Origin of the sequence: Candidatus Acididesulfobacter guangdongensis, from assembly GCA_004195045.1 — a bacterium.
GTDB classification, from domain to species: domain Bacteria; phylum SZUA-79; class SZUA-79; order Acidulodesulfobacterales; family Acidulodesulfobacteraceae; genus Acididesulfobacter; species Acididesulfobacter guangdongensis.
The window spans coordinates 594,950-616,163 of sequence record SGBC01000001.1; the positions used below are offsets into that span (position 1 = coordinate 594,950).

Annotated in this window: 15 protein-coding genes and 1 CRISPR repeat array; of the genes, 1 reads left to right on the forward strand and 14 read right to left on the reverse strand. The window is 31.2% G+C overall.

Annotated elements, in window-relative coordinates; translation table 11 throughout:
• Positions 1-57: 57 nt before the first annotated feature.
• The 3 genes from cas10 to EVJ46_02795 form a co-directional block, all read right to left on the reverse strand.
• Entirely contained in the window at positions 58-2,757 is a 2,700-nt protein-coding gene (gene cas10 / locus EVJ46_02785; protein ID RZD17172.1) for a type III-A CRISPR-associated protein Cas10/Csm1, read from the reverse strand.
• A 95-nt stretch (positions 2,758-2,852) separates the two neighbouring features.
• Positions 2,853-3,986 (reverse strand): hypothetical protein, encoded by a 1,134-nt coding sequence (locus tag EVJ46_02790; GenBank protein ID RZD17173.1) that lies wholly within the window; start codon positions 3,984-3,986, stop codon positions 2,853-2,855.
• Positions 3,987-4,562: 576 nt separating this feature from the next.
• Positions 4,563-4,829: a hypothetical protein gene (locus EVJ46_02795; protein ID RZD17174.1), complete on the reverse strand. Its 267-nt coding sequence runs from the start codon at positions 4,827-4,829 to the stop codon at positions 4,563-4,565.
• 727 nt (positions 4,830-5,556) lie between these two features.
• Here EVJ46_02795 and EVJ46_02800 point away from each other — a divergent pair.
• Entirely contained in the window at positions 5,557-5,820 is a 264-nt protein-coding gene (locus tag EVJ46_02800) for an AbrB/MazE/SpoVT family DNA-binding domain-containing protein (GenBank protein RZD17175.1), read from the forward strand.
• A gap of 709 nt (positions 5,821-6,529) precedes the next feature.
• A CRISPR array of direct repeats spans positions 6,530-10,270; the repeat unit is 35 nt; unit sequence GTCTCAATCCCCTCATTCGGGTCATTTATTCCTAT.
• Between the two features lie 281 nt (positions 10,271-10,551).
• On the opposite strand, the gene cas2 (EVJ46_02805) is transcribed toward EVJ46_02800, so the two are convergent.
• From cas2 (EVJ46_02805) to mnmG, 11 genes are all read right to left on the reverse strand, one after another.
• Entirely contained in the window at positions 10,552-10,836 is a 285-nt protein-coding gene (gene cas2, locus EVJ46_02805) for a CRISPR-associated endonuclease Cas2 (protein ID RZD17176.1), read from the reverse strand.
• Between the two features lie 59 nt (positions 10,837-10,895).
• On the reverse strand, positions 10,896-11,207 hold the full coding sequence (gene cas2, locus EVJ46_02810; GenBank protein RZD17177.1) for a CRISPR-associated endonuclease Cas2: 312 nt from the start codon (positions 11,205-11,207) through the stop codon (positions 10,896-10,898).
• A gap of 61 nt (positions 11,208-11,268) precedes the next feature.
• The gene (gene cas1, locus EVJ46_02815; GenBank protein ID RZD17178.1) at positions 11,269-12,114 is read right to left on the reverse strand and encodes a CRISPR-associated endonuclease Cas1; all 846 of its coding nucleotides are present in this window, start codon (positions 12,112-12,114) and stop codon (positions 11,269-11,271) included.
• Complete coding sequence (locus EVJ46_02820; protein ID RZD17179.1) at positions 12,084-12,386, reverse strand: hypothetical protein; 303 nt, start codon at positions 12,384-12,386, stop codon at positions 12,084-12,086. Before EVJ46_02820 ends, cas1 begins: the two co-directional genes overlap by 31 nt.
• Positions 12,387-12,457: 71 nt before the next feature.
• Positions 12,458-13,456, reverse strand: coding sequence for a CRISPR system precrRNA processing endoribonuclease RAMP protein Cas6 (locus tag EVJ46_02825; protein RZD17180.1), 999 nt, complete (start codon positions 13,454-13,456; stop codon positions 12,458-12,460).
• A 376-nt stretch (positions 13,457-13,832) separates the two neighbouring features.
• The gene (locus EVJ46_02830; protein ID RZD17181.1) at positions 13,833-14,867 is read right to left on the reverse strand and encodes a hypothetical protein; all 1,035 of its coding nucleotides are present in this window, start codon (positions 14,865-14,867) and stop codon (positions 13,833-13,835) included.
• Positions 14,868-14,964: 97 nt separating this feature from the next.
• Positions 14,965-15,459 carry a cytochrome c gene (locus EVJ46_02835; protein RZD17182.1) on the reverse strand — a complete coding sequence of 165 codons (495 nt, stop codon included), beginning with the start codon at positions 15,457-15,459 and terminating at the stop codon, positions 14,965-14,967.
• Positions 15,460-15,610: 151 nt separating this feature from the next.
• Positions 15,611-16,786 (reverse strand): HlyD family secretion protein, encoded by a 1,176-nt coding sequence (locus EVJ46_02840; GenBank protein ID RZD17183.1) that lies wholly within the window; start codon positions 16,784-16,786, stop codon positions 15,611-15,613.
• Positions 16,787-16,922: 136 nt separating this feature from the next.
• On the reverse strand, positions 16,923-18,356 hold the full coding sequence (locus EVJ46_02845) for a TolC family protein (protein ID RZD17184.1): 1,434 nt from the start codon (positions 18,354-18,356) through the stop codon (positions 16,923-16,925).
• Positions 18,357-18,497: 141 nt separating this feature from the next.
• A complete protein-coding gene (locus EVJ46_02850) occupies positions 18,498-19,247 on the reverse strand; it encodes a sulfite exporter TauE/SafE family protein (GenBank protein RZD17185.1) in 750 nt (249 codons plus the stop codon).
• Positions 19,248-19,338: 91 nt separating this feature from the next.
• Complete coding sequence (mnmG, locus tag EVJ46_02855; protein ID RZD17186.1) at positions 19,339-21,195, reverse strand: tRNA uridine-5-carboxymethylaminomethyl(34) synthesis enzyme MnmG; 1,857 nt, start codon at positions 21,193-21,195, stop codon at positions 19,339-19,341.
• Positions 21,196-21,214: the final 19 nt, after the last annotated feature.

Here is a 21,214-nt window from a genome sequence, read left to right on the forward strand (position 1 = left end):
TATAATATATTGTTATGAATTTTTAGATAAATTTTTTGATATTTTTTATCTTAATTTTTATTTTCTGTTTTCATATATTATTAGACTTAAAAGAACTTTTAATTTGTCCGAAAACTTTTCTATATCGTAGCCTATTCCCTTCATACTATTTTTTTCGGATTCATTTATTTTTTTATTTTCCTCAATTTTTCTGGCTGTATGATACCTTAACAGAGCTTTCCATTTTGCATTTTCAAGAATACTTTTTTTATTTTTTAAATTTTTTTCCATTTCAATAAACATTAAAATCTTATAAATATACTGCACTGAAGTAGCGTCATAAATAGACTTATATCCATCATATTTCCCTAAAATCTCTTTTAACTCATCATTTCGCATTGTTGTTTGAAAAATTCTTACTGCGTTTTTTCCGTCCAATTTTTTGGCAGCCGTTAATTCTTCTTCGGCGATATCCGCAATTTTTATGAAAGGGACATCTGGTTTGATTAAAAAAATACTGTAGGATACATGAATATAATCATTGCCGCCGATAAATTCTATAAACGTCTTATTTATTTCCCTCCATAATTCAACTATTTCTTTGTAGTTTCCTATTAAAAATAAATCATCGCCTCCGGAAAATACAGTATAAACATTTTGATATTTATCTTTTATTAATTTTTGAATTTTAAATGTGAAAAAATAATCAATCATTCTAGACAGAGAAATAACTTTCGGAAAATTAATCATATCATTTTTTTTATTTTCTGCGCTATCGTCAGCATCAAAATTTTGATTAGTCTCTTTATTTAAACATTTTTTAAACCCGTTTATAAATATTTGACCCATATTATCAATATCGGCTTTTAAAACACCGAGAAATTCCTTGCCGGATATAATTTGCTCTCCGCTGTTTTTAATGTTTCTGTCCTCATCCGCATTTTTATAATTTTTATTAGTTATATTTAAGGCGGATGCGGCTATATGATAAAAAGTTTTTACAGATCCTTCGTCTATTTTATCCAGCTTATCTTTATACTGGTCTTCTATTTTTTTATATCTGATATCATCAATATCCTCTTTATTAAATACCGGTATGTAATTGACAATACGTTTTTTTGCAATTCCCATAAACTCGTCGTCGTAATCCGTTATATCAAAATAAATATCGTCATTGTTTTTCAAGCCGACGCTTAAAGAATTATTTAAATTATTAATATTTTTATTTCTCAGCGAATCGTTGTTTGTTAATTTTATTGATTGCAATAACCAGTTAATATTATTATTCTTATCCGGGTCGGAATTTATATTCAATTCAATTAGATTTGTTTTTGGAATTTTTTCTCCGTTATCTTTAAATTTTTTACATATATTGCATATATGTAAATCTTCTTCTTTTACATAATTCTGAGCATCGGCGGGATGTTCGCCGCAAATATCGCAAACTTCGTTACCTGCTTTTGATATGCTATTAATGTAATCTTCATATACATATCTGTCATGGATATACCGCAATTTTGCTTCTTCAAATTTTAAACTTAAACCTTTATAAACTGAACTAAATTGTCCAAGCTTAAAATACTCCTCGCCGAAACAGTAAGTTGCAATTATAAATTTTGTTTTGCCGAATGTTAACTGCTCCATTTCTTTTTTTATAGATTGCTTAAATTCATCGATAATATTATCCAGACCGGAGAAATTTTGGGATAAAATAACAAACTTTCCTCCAGCGTTTAATACAATAGAGGAAGGCATTAAATCTAATTTTTTACACAATCTATGCGCTATATTTTCTGTAGCAGTCGATACAAATAAAGACCTTGCTCTAAGTATTTTTGCGACATATTTATTTGAATCGCCTTTTAATGAGAAAATAAAATCCTGTATGCCGGAAAAATCTCCTTGAATTAAACAAAAATTGTTTTTTTCTTCGTTGCTGCTATCTGAGCTAATATAATTATTGTGATTACCGTCACCGCCCTGTTCATCTGATTTCAATTTTCGTTGATTAAGGAGAGCGTTCGCAATAGCTGCGACGGCTATTGAATGGTCTGCCAAAGAACTTTCAGGAGAAGTATTAAAACATGAAGCCGGAACTAGTGAAAAATATTTTTCATTTAAATACATTAAAGAAGTTATATAATTTCTTTCATTAAAATTACTTCCCACAAATATTATTTTTTTTAAATCGTTAATATATCTTTCATATAAGCTTAGATAATGTTTTTCGGCTTCTTGTTTTTCATAATCTTTTAAATTATCGTCAATAATATACGGTTTCGTTTTATAATTTAAGATATCAACATCGTATATTAAAGTGGGCTGTTTTGTTTTATTATAAGTTTTGGCGCCGACATCGGATAAATTTATTTGAGAAAAAATAGGATTTAATCTGCATAACTTATAATTACTTTGTTTTTTGTATATATTTTTATTTTCATCTTTCAAGTCAATGTCAGCGCCGATACTTTTTTTGTTTCGGTCGTCTCTGTCTAAACTGCTTGCTAAATGGTCAGCTTTTTGAAGGATTGATTCAAATCCCGAAAGTTCTTTTTTATGATGAGATGAAGCTAAATCTTTTAAAAAGGGAAATATATCCGGCAAATCGGCATCATCTATTGATTCTGCAGTATGCGCGGCATGAAAATATTGATTATCTACAATATATTGTTCGTTGTCACGGTTTTTGATTATTTTTCCGCTTCTCTGTCTTACTTTACCAACATCATGGAATAGAGAAGCCACAACAATTTTAAAGCTGTCGCTGAAATTATCCATATAATTACCCTATTTATTTTATTTCATAAATTTTAATATATTTATTTTTATTCCCCATCCATTTATTTATATTTTATTTATATTTGTTTTTATTTTTACTCGGGTGGTTCCATTTTATAAATAGCATTTATTACTTTTATATTATCGCTGTTATCTTGAGACACATACAAGATGGGGCTTTGAGATTTCAATGAAAAAAATGTGCCTACAACACTGACTAATTTCTGCCCTCCGGTAATATCATAAGCTATTTCGGTATCATTAATTTCTTTATAATTTTCATAATTTTTAATTTTATTTTTATTAAGTTGTTTACGTTCTTCTTGTATATATTCTTGATAGTATTCTTTTTTAATATCTTCTTCTATCTCCTCAAATATCTCGGAAAGTTCGGTAAAATTTTCAAAATCATTTAATTTTCTTTTAATTATTTTAATACCATCTTTAGCGTCAGAATTGTTATTAGAGAAAAAAATCTTAATCAATTTTTCTAGTTTGTCTAATTGGAGGTACGAGCCCTGTTTATTTTTATTATCGTCATTATTATAATTGCCGCTATTATCTGCATTAATGCTGCTTTTTTGAAATTTATTATCTGCATTGTTTACTGCGTTCTGTGCATTACATGTACCCAATAAAATAACATACCTTAAGCAATTTGGGTGCTTAGTTTGATTTTTTTTTATTTTATAAATAATTTTTAGAGGAACTTCCCAATTAAACCCTAATCTATTTTGTTTTAATCTTTCAAATTTTTTTATTTCATTAAAAAAATCATTTACGCAGTCTATATTATTATTGTTATTGTTTTCGTAATTTTTAATTTGAAAACTAAAATCATCCTTAAATTTTATTGAAACTTCCTGTCTGTTTTCTTCAATCTTCAACTTTTCATATTCTCTAAATAATGATATCGGCAAAACAACTGCTTTAAATTTATTTTCACCGAGATTTTGTTCATTGGCTATACTATAAAATTTAAATCTTTTTTTATTTTTAAAGATTAAATAAACAAGCAAAGCTATGATGATAATTATAATTAACGATTTAACGATAAGAACTAATACTATATTTTTATTTGCAGAAAAAAACAAATATCCGGATAAAATATCTATTATATTTGTAAAATAAACGCTCAATATCCCTAATACAACGAGCCATAAACTGATTAAAAAACTTAAAAAGATATAATCTTTGTGTTTTTTTAATAATTTAATCTTATTATGCATTATTGAAACATTTAATCATAATTATTTAGATTGGAGGACTATTGAAAAACGTTGAAAACGACTTTCGATAATATTTGCATAGTTATTCAATAAAATAACAGTTTATATTTAATAGGTATATTTTTTTTAATCTGTAATGTCAAGTAATATTTATAAAAAATTAGGTTAATAACTGTTAAATAACCCGCTTATATCAAGAAATATCTTATAGCGATAGCGATATAAAAATAAAAAATAATTCAAACCATTAAATTTAAAAAATTATAAATTATTTAATTGCAATACACAATGCAATAATAATTATAAATTATTTTATCAAATATAAACAATTTGTCTGTATTTGTAACCAAAAACAACATTGTTTTTTTATTTAATAATTTAATAATTTCTAAACAAAAAACTTCTTATTTTTTAAAATTTTTTTAAGTTAAAATAATTACATTTAAATATGCGGTTTATCTAATAATTCGTAATTTAGAGCGTTTCTGAACATATATTGATTCCAGAACATATATTGAGGAGATTTATTTTGAAAAATTAAGAATTTTTTGATTGCAAAATACAATTATAACTATATTAAATATAAATGAAATATACCTTTTTTCTGCCCGCAAGCGAGTCCGAAAATTTCCTTTTTATGTCTAAACTCGAAGAGCCTGTGGCTATTACCTTTAGGTTAGTAAAATGATCGTGTAAAAGTTTTAACGCGTTAGAGGGGTCGCTAAGAAGCTGAATTTCGTCTAAAATCAGAAGGGATGGCTTTTTAATATCTATGCCTTCGATTGATAAAAAATTTTTAAGCGTGTCAATGCTTGGATGGTTAAAACGGCTCCTATATGACATATCCTCAAGGTCTATATAAAGCGAGTTGAACGAATTTTGGGAGTTAAGCACGTTGATGGAGTTTGATGACGAACCGGAGACAGATTTACAGGAATTAGATTTATCATTGATGGATTTATCTTGATTGTATGAACACTACTTCTCGTCCGGCAATTTCTTCCCAAATTAATTTTATTATATCTCTGTCGAATATCATAAATACAAAATATTAACATTAAGGTTATTGCAAAATTCAATTCATTTTATTCAATTTATTAAGTTATGAAATAATTTAATTATAAATAATTGTATTGTATACAATTTACATAGTTATTTGTTTATATACATATAAATTTTACATAGCAATTATACCATGAAGCTATTTTTAAAATCAATAATAATTAATTATGTATTAGCCCTCCCCCCCCCCCCAATTGACTGGAATAAAATTAGACACTATAATTAAGTCAATAGGAGTTACTTTACACTAAAATACCGGGGAATTTAAACGCTCTTTCCCTGAGGAAATTATATTAACATTAACAACTTTCTCAGCGTAATCTCAGACATAGAATTTATCGTCTCCAACCCTTGAGCTATGTTTTGCTGCCGTTTACATTATCAAGGACAGGGGGATTATTATTTAAATATTCCAAAAGAAAAGCTTTCGAAACCTTAACTTGATTTTTTACTTAATTATCTATATAATAAAAGTAAGAAATACTTACTTATTAAGGAGATTTGTATTATGGAAACTACAAGCATGTCCGTTAAAGGTCAGGTGGTAATACCTAATAAAGTTAGAAAAGCGTTGGGTTTAAAGCCAAATTCCAAACTGATTATAATTCAGGACGGGGGCAATATACTTCTAAAGCCTATAGAAGAACCAGAATTAAAGGATTTTAAAAATCTTATCGCCATGGGGGATGAAATTTCTAAAAAATTAAACCTAAAGCGCAAGGATGTCGGTATGGTTATAAAAGAAACAAGGGATAAACAAAAATGCGTATAGTAATCGATACCAATATATTTTGCTTTGCAATTCCGACCGTTCTCGCGGCCTTAGAAATATTATGGTCATTTTCTTTTAACAATTTTTCCAATCTCTCCTTTGTCCATTCCGTTTTCTTGTCAGGTTTTAAAAATTCATATCTGTCCCAATCTTTGATATAAAAATACAGCTCCTTAACCCAACTTCACCACTAAAGTCCAAAAACCGTTGATGTTCCTATATCTCATTTTTTCTATGGGGACTACACGATATTATGCAATAAAAATTTGAAATAAAATTGCGGAATATTCGGGAGATAATAAATATAAATTTATAAATTTACGTTTATTAAACCGTCACTTTCTCCTGATTTATCGTCACAGAATGTATAATACCAAAAACACCGAATTAAAATTCCTATTTTCACCGACGGAAAAGTCAGGTCGTTACTTTTTATTAAAATAGATATTCTATATTATTTTCTTTTAAATTTAAGATGTTAGTATATAGAATTTAGAGTCAATAATGTAGAATAGATACCCAAAAATCTAAGTTACGGAGGGTATCCAATGGTAACGAAAGACGAGTATTATAAAATTAAGGCTTTGGAATTGCAACAATTTTTTACACTCTAAGTTAAGAATACTTTATTTTATTTCTTTTATTTTGTATTTTAATATTTATCTTTTTATATTTAATAATAAAGCTAACAATAAAATCATGGAACCCCCTGCGTGTCCCCTCATTCGGGTCATTTATTCCTATGGTCACTTTTACCGGAAGACTTTATTTTAACTTTTATTTCTGTCTCAATCCCCTCATTCGGGTCATTTATTCCTATTTTGAGTGTAGATGGCGGATATTACCATAAATCTACAGTCTCAATCCCCTCATTCGGGTCATTTATTCCTATATTTACGTAGTCTTATGAAACAAAATAAAGTCCCTTTTTATGTCTCAATCCCCTCATTCGGGTCATTTATTCCTATGTTTAGATTTAAAAGAGGTTTCGCATACAATAAAAAGTCTCAATCCCCTCATTCGGGTCATTTATTCCTATAAAGAACAGATAGCGGAAAGAACCATTTCGCTGCTCGGTCTCAATCCCCTCATTCGGGTCATTTATTCCTATTTTAAAAAAGGATGAGTATAAAAAACTCATCCATGATCAAGTCTCAATCCCCTCATTCGGGTCATTTATTCCTATCTACACAATTTTGATTTTTTATTATGCCTGTCTATGTCTCAATCCCCTCATTCGGGTCATTTATTCCTATTTATGAACGTCTATGATGGGTATGAAGATGCCCATCACGGTCTCAATCCCCTCATTCGGGTCATTTATTCCTATAGTCGCAGGACTGAGATTAAGAGTAATCGCTCCAGGTCTCAATCCCCTCATTCGGGTCATTTATTCCTATTCGCTTTATTGTTATTGTTTTTAGAAAAAGTAGAAAAGTCTCAATCCCCTCATTCGGGTCATTTATTCCTATTCGCGGTCGCAGTCGCAGTTTTCAGTTTAGGATTTGTCTCAATCCCCTCATTCGGGTCATTTATTCCTATGGAAATAAAAAATATTAGACTGTATAAAATTATTAATGTCTCAATCCCCTCATTCGGGTCATTTATTCCTATGTGCGAAAAATATAATAATATAAGAACAGCTAATAAAATAAATGTCTCAATCCCCTCATTCGGGTCATTTATTCCTATAGTAGTGGCTTTGACTTTTTTTAGGTTGTCGTTTGACTGTCTCAATCCCCTCATTCGGGTCATTTATTCCTATTCACCAAAACTGCGACAGGAAGAATCGAATAATATTGTCTCAATCCCCTCATTCGGGTCATTTATTCCTATATCTTCGGTAAACACCGATGAATTGGCAAAGATATGGAAAGTCTCAATCCCCTCATTCGGGTCATTTATTCCTATGAAGAAGTCGTAGATAAAATTACCGAAGACATGATGTCTCAATCCCCTCATTCGGGTCATTTATTCCTATAAGGGGAGTTAAACATCCTTGCAGAGAGCATCTGGTCTCAATCCCCTCATTCGGGTCATTTATTCCTATAAAAGGCATCCTAATATATGGGAAGATTTAAAAAAGTCTCAATCCCCTCATTCGGGTCATTTATTCCTATGGAAAATTAACAAAGAAAATTTATTTTTTTATCTATAGTCTCAATCCCCTCATTCGGGTCATTTATTCCTATATGAAATAATAAGGAGGCTTTAAAATGGACAACGAAGGGTCTCAATCCCCTCATTCGGGTCATTTATTCCTATTATAGTCAGAACAATCGCATATGAAAACGGCAGCGTAAAGTCTCAATCCCCTCATTCGGGTCATTTATTCCTATACGAAGCGGAAAAAACAGAGGGCGAGGATCAGGACGCGTCTCAATCCCCTCATTCGGGTCATTTATTCCTATCTTTCAGCTACTTATCCGCAATGTTTAGCAATTGATACAAAGTCTCAATCCCCTCATTCGGGTCATTTATTCCTATGGAAGAGAAAAGAAACAAAGAAGAATTGCAAAAAGATGTCTCAATCCCCTCATTCGGGTCATTTATTCCTATTACCTGCTATGGTCAATTCTAATGATGAAATAATATGTCTCAATCCCCTCATTCGGGTCATTTATTCCTATTACCTGCTATGGTCAATTCTAATGATGAAATAATATGTCTCAATCCCCTCATTCGGGTCATTTATTCCTATAAGGTTTTAACCAAAATAAAGAAAATTTAAATAAAGTCTCAATCCCCTCATTCGGGTCATTTATTCCTATTGATGATTGAATTACCAGATAAGAAACAAGTAAATAAATGTCTCAATCCCCTCATTCGGGTCATTTATTCCTATATATGAACGAAAAAATCACTAAAGAAAACAGCAACTGTCTCAATCCCCTCATTCGGGTCATTTATTCCTATTTATCAGGTAACTTTAGCTGCACAGCAACTTGGTAGAAAGTCTCAATCCCCTCATTCGGGTCATTTATTCCTATTGGTTAAAGACTTTCAAGTCTTGAACGACTTAATCAGAGTCTCAATCCCCTCATTCGGGTCATTTATTCCTATCCCATCACGATGGCGATATTTACGCTGTCCTTTCAAAGTCTCAATCCCCTCATTCGGGTCATTTATTCCTATCCCATCACGATGGCGATATTTACGCTGTCCTTTCAAAGTCTCAATCCCCTCATTCGGGTCATTTATTCCTATAAGCCATCATTTATGCCGGAGGCAGAAGCTTTCAAGCTTCGTCTCAATCCCCTCATTCGGGTCATTTATTCCTATCTGTCCATATCAAACGTTATAACTCTGCCGTCTTTGTCTCAATCCCCTCATTCGGGTCATTTATTCCTATAAGCAGTACTTTTAATATAAGATTTATTTTTGAATAATGTCTCAATCCCCTCATTCGGGTCATTTATTCCTATAAGCAGTACTTTTAATATAAGATTTATTTTTGAATAATGTCTCAATCCCCTCATTCGGGTCATTTATTCCTATACTGCAACAAACGGATAGATTTATTAACAAAGAATGTCTCAATCCCCTCATTCGGGTCATTTATTCCTATGCAGAGATATGATAAAAACAATAGGGGTGTGGGAATAAAGTCTCAATCCCCTCATTCGGGTCATTTATTCCTATGGTAACTGGTTATTATAACAGTTACCAAAATGATGAAGTCTCAATCCCCTCATTCGGGTCATTTATTCCTATCCATCTATTTGGTGTTAAACCATACCAGTAAATCCGGTGTCTCAATCCCCTCATTCGGGTCATTTATTCCTATAAAAAAGCACGCCTGAAAGTATTACACCAACTCCTACACCTGTCTCAATCCCCTCATTCGGGTCATTTATTCCTATCTATAATTAACTGTCCGACGTGCGGACGTAAATAAGTCTCAATCCCCTCATTCGGGTCATTTATTCCTATTTTAAAAGATTTTGAGAGATTAAACAAGCTCTCAAAATTAGTCTCAATCCCCTCATTCGGGTCATTTATTCCTATAGATTTAACCGAAGATATTAAAAGATTTAACGAAGATTGTCTCAATCCCCTCATTCGGGTCATTTATTCCTATAAGTTTATTAATAACGATAGTCTTGAATTAGCAGAAGGCGTCTCAATCCCCTCATTCGGGTCATTTATTCCTATAAACAGAAATAAAGAAAATATTAGAACATTATTAAATGTCTCAATCCCCTCATTCGGGTCATTTATTCCTATGCAAGACTTAAGTGGAAAAATAGCCGCTTGCCGCACTTGTCTCAATCCCCTCATTCGGGTCATTTATTCCTATTGCTTTTGCAAGTTCGCATGTGTCGAAAGGCGGTTCGTCTCAATCCCCTCATTCGGGTCATTTATTCCTATTAGATGATATGGATTATACAAAGATTGAAGATTTACTATTAAGCGTCTCAATCCCCTCATTCGGGTCATTTATTCCTATAGCACCATCTTCAACATAAACATTCATAGTATGTTGAAGTGGCATTTTCGCCAACCTCTTCAATATTATAACATTTTTTTTTATATTTGCTATAATTATATTATTCATGTTCAGCATTTTCAGGCTGCGCCAACCTAATTAAATTTTTTAACTGCCAGAAATGTATATAGTTCAATCAAAATAACGAGTTAATGATATTTTTATTGAAATTTAAAACTTATATGGAATGGGTTGGCGATATAATTTTTAAAATTAATAAAATTTTTTTTGCGGCTTTTTTATTATAAAATGTAAAAATCCTTTTCTTCGACATCTGTTTCTTGATAAAGAACGCCGTATTTTAATTTTTTCTGCCAATCTTTTTCGCATACATTAAAATATACTACAAAATCATTTTCATTTATAATATTATGTATTTCTTCCTTTAATCTATTTAAAATATTTTTGCTGCATTCAATTTCAAATACTGATTTTTGGACTCTTATTCCATAATTAAGCATTATTTTAGCAACCTTTCTTAGTCTTTTAATATCTCTTATATCATATATAACAAGCCATTTATCCATTTTTCTTTTTTTTGAAATATCGCTATTAAAAGCATTTTTGAAATATTATATTTTAATGTTTATATTATTTCGAAAGATTCTATTTTTAAGATTTCTCCTTTTCCATCAAATATAGTTTTTTTATTACAAACTTCGCATAGAGGATAAATAAATAAACTATCTCTTTTTTCGTCAATAATAGATAATAAAATTCTAGTTAATTCTTTCATTTTTTCATTTGATATTTCGCATTGAAAAAAAGAATACTGCGTTCTTACACCATAATCTTCAAGTGTATGAGATACTTTTTTTAATCTTTTTGGATCTGCAATATCATAACATATCATGTAAATCATTTTTATTTTTTTAAAAATAATAATACTGCACTGCACCAGCTAACAGCCGCATTGAATTAAATATAATTATTAATATAATTTTCTGTTAATATATTAATCATCTTGCCATAAGAGGCTTGTATTCTGATTCTTCTCCGTTGACAACTCTTTTAAATTGCTTGGCTTGTTCAAGAAACAATTCTTTGTAAGTTATATTTTTTCCCAGAATATTAAAATAAATAGAAGTATCTAATTTTTTTTCAAATTGTCCAATTACTTTTTTGATCCCTTCTTTAGTCAACAATATACCTTTCACATCATTTGTTATAACGTTATCCAAATCGTTATTTTGACAATCGTGAAATTCGGAAGCATCTTTATTTTCCATCTTCTCAACAGGCATTGGAAGGTCATCGTTATCAGGATTAAAATTAACTTCCTGAAAATCGTCTTTTTGAAGAATCCCTAGATTAAACAAAGAAGCAGTAAGAGTATCCACTATCGGAGTTCTGTATTCCTCCATTAAGTCAAGCGTTAAAGAGTTTCGTCCATAATCTAATACGTGAAAATATCCGACATAATTATCCAAACCTGATATTTCGATAGCCGAATCTACTTTATATAGCAATAAAGTGTATAAAAAGCCAAGCACCGCATTAACGTTGTCTTTTGGCGGCATTCTGGATCTGCAATTAAACACTGCCCATTCAGGTATAATTGCATATTTAAACACATCAAAATAATGTTTGGCTCCAATGCCTTCGTATCCTCTTAGTTGTTCAATATTTTTTGCGCTATCTACCAGTTGCATTATAGATTGCATTTTTTCTATTGGTTTCTTTATCATATTAAAATAATCGGTTTTTCGTTTTATTCTCTGCATAAAATTGTACTGATTATACAATTTTGCTTTTACAATATATTTAGAAATATTCAGCACAAATTTCTCATCATCAAGAAGCATAAATTGTTTTTTCTCAGAAAAATATTTTTTCCTTCCTGAAAATTAATTCTGCCGTTGAATCTTCCGTTAGAATTGAGGAATATTATATTTATGTTATGGTGCATTAGCAATCTCAGAGCTGAACCGGTTAAATCAATTTTACCTACAACAACAATCTGCTCTGTTTTAAAAGGAAATATCGTTTTAAGCACATCCTCTTCTTTTTTTAATTGCAAAACATTTCCATGTTTAACTAATTTACCGTAATCTGATATTATATATATAGTCGACATCTTAGATATTTTTATAACTTTCTTTAATTTAATTTAATTAAAATATAACACATATTAGCTATTTTTTCCAATTATAAACATTCAACATGTATTTTGCCAAGACCGAAAGCAGTGCTTTTTCCGATACCTAATATTTCTGAAATTTTGAACATATCATAGCTAATATTGTCTAGATTCTCAATTTCAATATATCCGACAAGTCCTCCAAAAAGCATTTTTGTATGCTGCCTGTTTGAATATCTTGAATAGTCTTCAAACTGAATATTTTTTGACAGTATTTTATAACTCGGTTTGTAATCTAAATATTGCCTCTTTTTTCCTTCAACTTCACATATTCTAAAATAAATAGCCTGCAATAGTTCATCTAACCCTAACATAGCTCTGGCTAAATAATTATTTTGCTTAATTCTTAACGGAGTTAAGAATTCTAATTTTATTTTTTTTAATTCTTTTTCTTGCTGCTCGCCGTTCTTAACTCTGGATGACTTGACTAACGCGTTTTTAAGATTATTATTTGATTTTGATGCTGCGCTATCGGCATTAAAATTTCCGGAAGTATGAGCGATTATTCTAAACGATTTGTCAATGTCAATTATCGCAGCGTAATTCTTGGAAAAAATCTTCATTAAATCAAATTCATTTGGTTCTATATTTGAAATATCAAAACCTTCATTTTTTATTATATTTATTCCGTTAACTTTTATGCTATTTATTAAAAACCTGCTGCGAGCCGACCCTATGCCTATGTCGGTTAGCATTTTATAAATTGCCGCAAGTATGTAAGGATAATAATATATGCCGTCGTTAAACAAAAATAAACCAAAATTAAAGTTTTTCTGATTTAGTTCTATGTCAAATCTATAATCAGGTGTTTTATTCGGCGTTTCAAAAAATTTAAAATAGACACATTTATCAGCGCAAAAACCGTCTTTGCAATTATATGAAGGATTAATGCAAACCGTGCTTTTAAGCCCCATACCAAAAGCGCCTCTGATTGTTGAACCGAGAAAAGGCAATATTGTAAAATTTTTATTTTCTTCCGGACAAACTTCAATATGGATGTATTTCATATTAAGTCCAATATAATTAATATATTGTTAACAGTATTTTTTAATGTTTCATGTGAAACATTATTTTATTACATGTTATTTTACATGATGTATTAATTTGGCAGATAGACTTCTTCCGCTGGAAAATTTAACCAAAACTAGCCGCTTTTATTATTCTAATATTTTAACCCGGTGATATTATAATATTTTATATTTTATACTTTATATTTTATGTTTATATTTTAGTTCCATTAACATTTTTATTGCCCATAAAATATAGTAATATCGATGTGCTGCTGATAATTATGGTGAAGTCTGGTTAATTAAGTTCAAGCCCATTTTTCCCTTAGAACAAAAACCGACAGTTAATCGAATTATAACTTTTTTCAATAATTTATTAAAGATTATTTTTGCAGATATTCTCTATTTTTTTTTGAATATCAGCTTCGGACACACCTCGTCTGAAGCTATAATTTATATTGCCCTCATTTATGGCGTCAGAGACAACAGAAGGAAATCTATTTATGTTATTATCTGCAGCACCGATAAATTTATCTGCTTGCTGCCTGATAGTTTTGATCATTGATTCTATCAGCTGCAAAACATCTTTTTTTGAAATAATTTTATTTTTAATGTCTATATATATTTTTTCAAATTCTATATATGCAGGATTATTTTTAACAAAAAAATCAATTTTGCCTGAGCTTAAATAATTCTTAGCCAGAAATATAATTCTTAACGCATTTATTGCTTCTTTAATATCATATCCGTATACATCTTTGTATGCTAATGTATTTGAAGTATAGTTGTCTTTAGCGATATTTAATCTTTTATTGTTTGCAAGACCTATAAATGAATTTAAATTTTTTTCATAATTCAAAAAAATAAATTGTTTAATCACTTCTATTAAATTTGATAATAAACAATCACCACTGCGAAAAACAGTTTGAATATTTTTTTCGTCATCTGCAAAGCTATTTTTAAAAATTAAGTTCAGCTCATCAGGAAAATAAATGCTGCCGCAAATTAACGGCTCAATAAACTTTACGTTTCCATTCATAGCATGATGTATAAATTCATGGAAGGGTGTTATAAAATAATCATAATTTGATTCAATCACAGAATATCTAATAAATTTATTATTAAAAAAATTGTGAAAATACGGATAGTAAACTATAAAAAAATCATAGTCGCTCTCACTGCTTTGCAGTCCATAATTTCTTGAACCGTAAAACGCAATAAAAGCAATATTAAATTTTTGATTTTTATTCTCTTTCTTACATGAATCAGATAAAACAGTATTGCTTGGAGCACAGGCAGGCATATTACAATAACTGAGCGCAGTAATGTTATTGGAAAGGCTTTTTATAACATCGTAAAAAGCGGAAGACTTTACAAAACCGCTATAAATTTTATCTCTATCCGGTGACATACCGTTATTTTATCACTTTGCATTAGAATATTGCAACAAGCAACAACGGAAATTTCATAAATTATTTACAATATGCATTACTTAACACAACGGAAGCCTATCGCTTTAGAGATTCTAAATAAGCTGAAATTTTATAAACCTGCTTGCCGGTCAGGTATTCATATTTCGGCATTACGGCATAATACTTTTTTCCGTTTATTTCGACTTTTGAACCAGTCTTAAAATATCTATCAGGATTCAATATAACCTTCATAGTCCAGCTGAATCTTTTGCCTAATTTTCCATAAGAGCTGAGATTGGGACCGAGAGTGCCTCCGTTTCCGTTTACAGTATGGCAAGTTATACAGCTGTAATAATTAAAAAGAGATTTGCCTGATCTGAGACTGGAATTTGCGGAACATGTTTTGGGAAACAATAGATTGAATCCGACCATAATAGCAAAAATAAATACTAAAAACATAAAGATAAATTTGAAATTAAAATGGGTCTTTCCATCCCATCTATTCGAAAAAACTGACGGCTCACTATCACATATCATTATATCATTATTATCATAGTTGTTTTCGTTAACTTCTATTTTACCTTCTATCATTTTTGCCTCTATATTTCTATTTATTAAATTTTAGTTTGGATAGTTATTTTTTTTAATTGAATTATATTATTTATTATTATTTATTATTATTTATTATTATTTATTTTTTTATATTAACCAGTTTTGAAATTAATTAAAAGTCTAACATGTATTATTTACCGGTTTTAATTGAAACTTCAACCATCATGCCTGGTTTCAAGATGTGATTTTTATCGTTTAGAATCCTTATTCTTACAGGCAGTCTGTGAGTAACCTTTGTATATGTTCCGCTGGGATTATTTGTAGGTATCAGCGCAAACTTAGATGTTGTTACAGAACCAACAAACTCGACAGCTCCTTTAAATATTTTCCCCGGAAAGGAATCGACCGTGACAACAACGGGGTCTCCCTTTTTGACATTAGCAATTAATGTTTCTTTTACATTAGCCGTTACCCAGACTTTCTTAAGATTATTTATCATAAGTATGGGTGTTCCCGGCGTAATATACTCGCCTAAATATGACATTTTCTCGCTTACAACACCGTTTATCGGCGATTTTATAAACGTGTTAAGATAATTTGCGCGCGCTAATTTATAAGCTGCATCCGCTACCTTAATTGCGGCTTCCAAAGGTTTGATAGTAGTATATTTCTTTGCGCTTATAATACTTTTTGTATATTGCGCATTTACAAAGCTTCTTCTTGCTGACATATACGCCGTTAGGGCGGTATAATAATTCTGACGCGCAACAAGATAAGATGTTTTTAGAGTATCAAACTGCTCACGCGTTATAAATTCTTTGCTTAAAAGTTTAAGACCCCTCAAATAATCTCTTTTGTCTAATTTAAAAGTCAACTTTGCCGCTGACAATGTTGAAGAAGCCTTCTTTAGATTCAACTTGTCTAAATAATAATTATTAAAAGCAGTTCCGGCAAATTCGCCGATTGAACCGCCCGCGTTGAAAAGATTTTGTTTAGCCAGATCATAATTAGCTTTAGCCTGGAGCATTTCAGGATAATAAGTGGATTGATTAATAACTGCTAGAAGTTCACCTTTTTTAACAGGTTCATTTTTATGAACGTATATTGAGCGTATATTGCCGGACACCATTGAGCTAACGGCGTAAATATGCCCGTCAACCTGAGCGTCCTCGGTATAAACATGATTTAAGGAATACAGGTACCATTTTAGAACAAATACTCCCCCTATAATTGCAATTAAAACAATGATTGAAGCAAATATTATATTTTTTTTCGTAAATTTGGAGGCGCTGTCATCCATCCTGCCTGCATTTTTGTTTATATCGGCGTTCCCGCCATTTTTGTTTTTTCCGTTATCTTCATTCATAATACAGAAAAACCTCCAAATTCTTACAGTAATATTACATACTTAAATTGTTTATAAAATATAAAATTAAAATATAGAAAATAAATCTACAGGCGCTAATACTAAAATGAATTATTGCGATTAATCAACATTTAAATTAATACTTAAATCTGTCTATAGTTAAGCGTATGAGTTTCCTCTTAAATGAACCGGTTAACGTTTTAAAGTTTAATATAGAACTGTAATAATCCAATTTTTCAGCGAGCAGATTGTGACGCGCAGAGGCAAGTTCAGCCAGAGCGGTAATAACGTCAACGCTCGTTGCTACGCCTGCTTTATATTCTTCTTCAACAAGTTTATAATTTTTAAAAGCATATGATTCTTCATGTTTTAAAGCTATTATCTGATATTTAAGATTTTGTATATTATAGAAACCGGATACTACGTCTGCCCTCAAATTTCTTTTCGCCTGAATAAGTTCGTACATATTGGCGTTATTTTGAGACCTTGCCTTTTCAATAGAAATAATTCTTGTGCCTCCCTGAAATAAAGGAAACGTTAAAACTCCCGCTGCAGTCCAGTAATGCACATTTCCTTGAGGAATAAAATGGTTATCGGATATGCCGTTGTATGTAGCTTCAAAGTTTATTTTAGGTATATATTGGGTTTCATAATAATAAACCTCATCCTTGGACTCTTTTTTTAAAAATTTGAGAGATTTAAGTCCGGGATTATATTTGTATGCCAATTTTATATATTTTTTCAGGCTGTTATTCAGCAATTCCGGATTTTTCGGTTTAGCTACTTTAAAATTAAAACTCACCCCTATAATTGCCCGTAAATTCGCTTCGGCGGATTTTAATTTATTTTTTGAGGCGATATACTGCTGCTTAGCCTGATAATATTCTGATTTTGCCTGTAAAACATCCGTTATAATGGCAAGACCGGCTTTCAGTTTTGCTTTAGCAAGCTGCAGATGTGATAAAGCTTCCTCCATTGTTTTCCTGTCCGCTTTAACTAAATTTTCATCGCTTAAAACATCATAGTAATCGCTTGCAGTATCAAACAGTTTATTTTGTGAAATATTGTTTAAAGACATCTTGGACGATTTTATAGAATTTTCCGCCGCATAATAAGCCGGTATAGCCGGTATATTAAGCAAAGGCTGCGTCAACGCAAATGTATAGCCGTAAGTAGGAAAGAAAAAAGAAAAAATATTGCTTCCGCCGGAAGAGCCGGAAGACGACTGCGAAGACGAACTCGGAGAATTCTGGTGAAACCTCTGATCTTTATAGGTAAGCGAAATATTCGGAAGCAGCATGCTTATAGCCGTCCACTTAAGCAAAGTTGACTGATAATAAGATTCCCGCTGGGACTTGATGGTTCCGTTTAATTTTGCTACATACAGATATGCCTGATTTAAAGTAATAATTTTTTCGCCGTATGATTTTACGGGATTTAACATGGATACAATAAAACAAAAAAATACAAAATATATCAAAACAAGCGGCAAATGTTTTTTTAACGTTATATATTTAATAAAACTATTGTGTTCAAAACTCCTAAAATCGTTCTTACGTAAAATCCTCATAATAATTTATCCTGTAATTTATAATACTATTGCTAATAGTTTTTATTTAATTCTTTTTTATAGATATATAATATTATAATGACTAATTAGTCATTATGCAACATTTTTTTTATACCGCCCTATTTTAAAAAAATTAAAAGATTATAAAGAGTGAATTATTAATCCTATAGCTGCTAATGATAAAACAACCATCACGATAATATAAAAAAATTTCTGGTTAATTTTAAAATGAAGTTTATTTCCAAAAAACAAACCCAATAAGAGAAAAGGCGCTAAAAATAAAGACATTTTAAAAACCGCAAATGTCAGCAGACCCAGATATATATATAAAAAAGCTCTTGTAATACTGTCAGTTACTGCCACAATCTGAAATGTTGCCCTAAAAGCTCTTTTATTTAAATGCTTCATCTGCAAATACGCAACAATAGGCGGTCCGCCGCCTCCATATAAACTTCCTATAAATCCGCCGAAAAAACCGAGCGGCGCTCCAGCGCAATTATTTGCAAATGGCAATTTTTCCTGTTTGACCGTTAAACCGTAAATTACGTATAATAATATAAATAAACCTAAAAAAATTGTAAGTTTTTGAGGGTTTGCATATTTCAGCAAAATGCCGCCGAAAAGCAGTCCTGCAACGGTAAAAGGCAGCAGATAATTTAAATCATGCCATTTTACTTCTTTAAAATCATACGCTCCAAGAATAATGCTTCCAGCAAAATCGAGAATAAAAACGACCGGAACCGTAAACCTGATAGGGAACAGAATTGTCAAAACGGATACGGAAATTAATCCTGATCCGAATCCTATAGTTGCCCGCACAAAAAAAGCGATTAATATGACAAAAACCGCTATAATAATTTTATAAGTAAAGTAGTTAAAAATTACAGTCATAAATTATATTCAACCAAATATTTTTTTTTAAAAATCATTATTAATTTATTAAAATACTGAAAATTTAGCGCAAGTGCCAATAGGAAGGAGTTTAGCTGTATAATGTTTTACTGCAGTGCATTAACAGAATACTTATCGCTGCCGGCGTAATTCCGGATATACGGCTTGCATCGTAAATAGTTTCCGGTTTTATTTTATTTAATTTTTCAATAACCTCAATAGATAAACCTGATAAACTCTTATAATCCATATTTTTATCTAAACGGTAATTTTCAAATTTTTTCATTTTTTTTATTTCTTCTTTTTGCCTGTTTATATAGCCTTCATATTTTATATAAAGCTCAACACGTTTTAAAATCTCATCGCCGTAATCTCTTATATTTATAAACGGCTTCTTGCTGCCGGACACGTTATCGTGATCGCACAATCCGTCTTCTCCGCTAAAATTTTTCAGCTGCAATATATCTACTTCCGGTCTTTTAAGAATATTATATAATCGTCCGCCCTCGGATATTTTTATAAAATTTAATACTTCATTAAATCCGGTAAGCCTCTGCCTGTAGATATTATATCTTTCATCGTCTAATAACCCTATTTTTCTGCCGTACTCGCATAACCGGAAATCGGCATTGTCTTCCCTGAGCAGCAGGCGGTACTCTGCCCTGGAAGTAAACATCCTGTAAGGCTCTGTCGTGCCCAGAGTGATGAGGTCATCAATCATGACTCCGATATACGCTTCGTCCCTTCCCAAAATCAGCGGCTCTTCGTCTTTAAGTTTTAATGACGCGTTTATTCCTGCCATTATTCCTTGAGCTGCAGCCTCTTCATAGCCGGAAGTGCCGTTTATCTGTCCCGCAAGAAAAAGATTGCCGATTTTTCTTGTTTCAAGCGAATGGTAAAGCTCCGTGGGCAATACATAGTCATATTCAATTGCGTAGCCGGGTCGCAGAATCTTTACATTTTGAAGTCCTTCTATCGTTCTTAAAAAATTCAGCTGCGTTTCTAACGGAAGACTCGTAGAAAGCCCGTTCGGATAATATTCATTAGAATTGAGCGATTCTTTTTCCAGAAAAATCTGATGCCTCTCTTTATCTTTAAATCTGACGACTTTATCTTCTATGGAAGGGCAGTACCTTGGTCCGGTACCTTTAATAACTCCGCAATATAATGGAGATTTATCCAGATTTCCTTTTATAATATCGTGCGTCTTTTCATTGGTATATGTAATAAAACAGCTTATTTTGTTTTCAATTTTTTTATTAGATAATGAAAAAGGGGTAAAACCATCATCGCCGCGCTGCTCTTCAAGCTCAGAAAATGAAATAGTTCTGCCGTCCAATCTCGGCGTTGTTCCTGTTTTCAGTCTGCCCAATTCCAAATTGTTCCGGCTCAGACTTAATGATAATTTATTTGACGCAAAATCCCCTGCCCTTCCTGCTTTATAATTAAAAAGTCCGATATGAACAAGCCCTCTTAAAAAAGTTCCGGTGGTCAATATCACTGCATCCGAAAAAAGTTTATCCCCCGTCCATAATTCTACGCCTTTAACCTCATTATTTTCAACTATTAAAGAATCTGCCATCGATTGTATCAATGTTAAATTTTCGGTATTTTCCAGTACGATTTTCATATATTGCTTATATAAAAACATGTCCGCCTGAGCACGTGACGACCTGACCGCAGGTCCTTTTTTTGTGTTTAAAGTTCTGAATTGAATGCCTGTTTTATCAATTGCCCGCCCCATTTCTCCTCCAAGGCTGTCAATTTCTCTTACTAAATGACCTTTGGCAAGTCCGCCGATTGCGGGGTTACACGACATTTGACCGATATTGTCCAAATTAATAGTGACAACCGCCGTATTTAAACCCATTCTCGCAGACGCAAGACATGCTTCTATGCCTGCATGTCCGCTTCCTATTACGATAATATCAAAATCATTCTTATTCATTATTTTATCAATATATTAT

Bases quoted from the DNA above. Each gene is read 5' to 3' on its own strand.
- cas10 (RZD17172.1), bottom strand. From the start codon at position 2,757: ATGGATAATTTCAGCGACAGCTTTAAAATTGTTGTGGCTTCTCTATTC.
- EVJ46_02790 (RZD17173.1), bottom strand. From the start codon at position 3,986: ATGCATAATAAGATTAAATTATTAAAAAAACACAAAGATTATATCTTT.
- EVJ46_02795 (RZD17174.1), bottom strand. From the start codon at position 4,829: ATGTCATATAGGAGCCGTTTTAACCATCCAAGCATTGACACGCTTAAA.
- EVJ46_02800 (RZD17175.1), top strand. From the start codon at position 5,557: ATGGAAACTACAAGCATGTCCGTTAAAGGTCAGGTGGTAATACCTAAT.
- cas2 (RZD17176.1), bottom strand. From the start codon at position 10,836: ATGGATAAATGGCTTGTTATATATGATATAAGAGATATTAAAAGACTA.
- cas1 (RZD17178.1), bottom strand. From the start codon at position 12,114: ATGCTTCTTGATGATGAGAAATTTGTGCTGAATATTTCTAAATATATT.
- EVJ46_02820 (RZD17179.1), bottom strand. From the start codon at position 12,386: ATGTCGACTATATATATAATATCAGATTACGGTAAATTAGTTAAACAT.
- EVJ46_02825 (RZD17180.1), bottom strand. From the start codon at position 13,456: ATGAAATACATCCATATTGAAGTTTGTCCGGAAGAAAATAAAAATTTT.
- EVJ46_02830 (RZD17181.1), bottom strand. From the start codon at position 14,867: ATGTCACCGGATAGAGATAAAATTTATAGCGGTTTTGTAAAGTCTTCC.
- EVJ46_02835 (RZD17182.1), bottom strand. From the start codon at position 15,459: ATGATAGAAGGTAAAATAGAAGTTAACGAAAACAACTATGATAATAAT.
- EVJ46_02840 (RZD17183.1), bottom strand. From the start codon at position 16,786: ATGAATGAAGATAACGGAAAAAACAAAAATGGCGGGAACGCCGATATA.
- EVJ46_02845 (RZD17184.1), bottom strand. From the start codon at position 18,356: ATGAGGATTTTACGTAAGAACGATTTTAGGAGTTTTGAACACAATAGT.
- EVJ46_02850 (RZD17185.1), bottom strand. From the start codon at position 19,247: ATGACTGTAATTTTTAACTACTTTACTTATAAAATTATTATAGCGGTT.
- mnmG (RZD17186.1), bottom strand. From the start codon at position 21,195: ATGAATAAGAATGATTTTGATATTATCGTAATAGGAAGCGGACATGCA.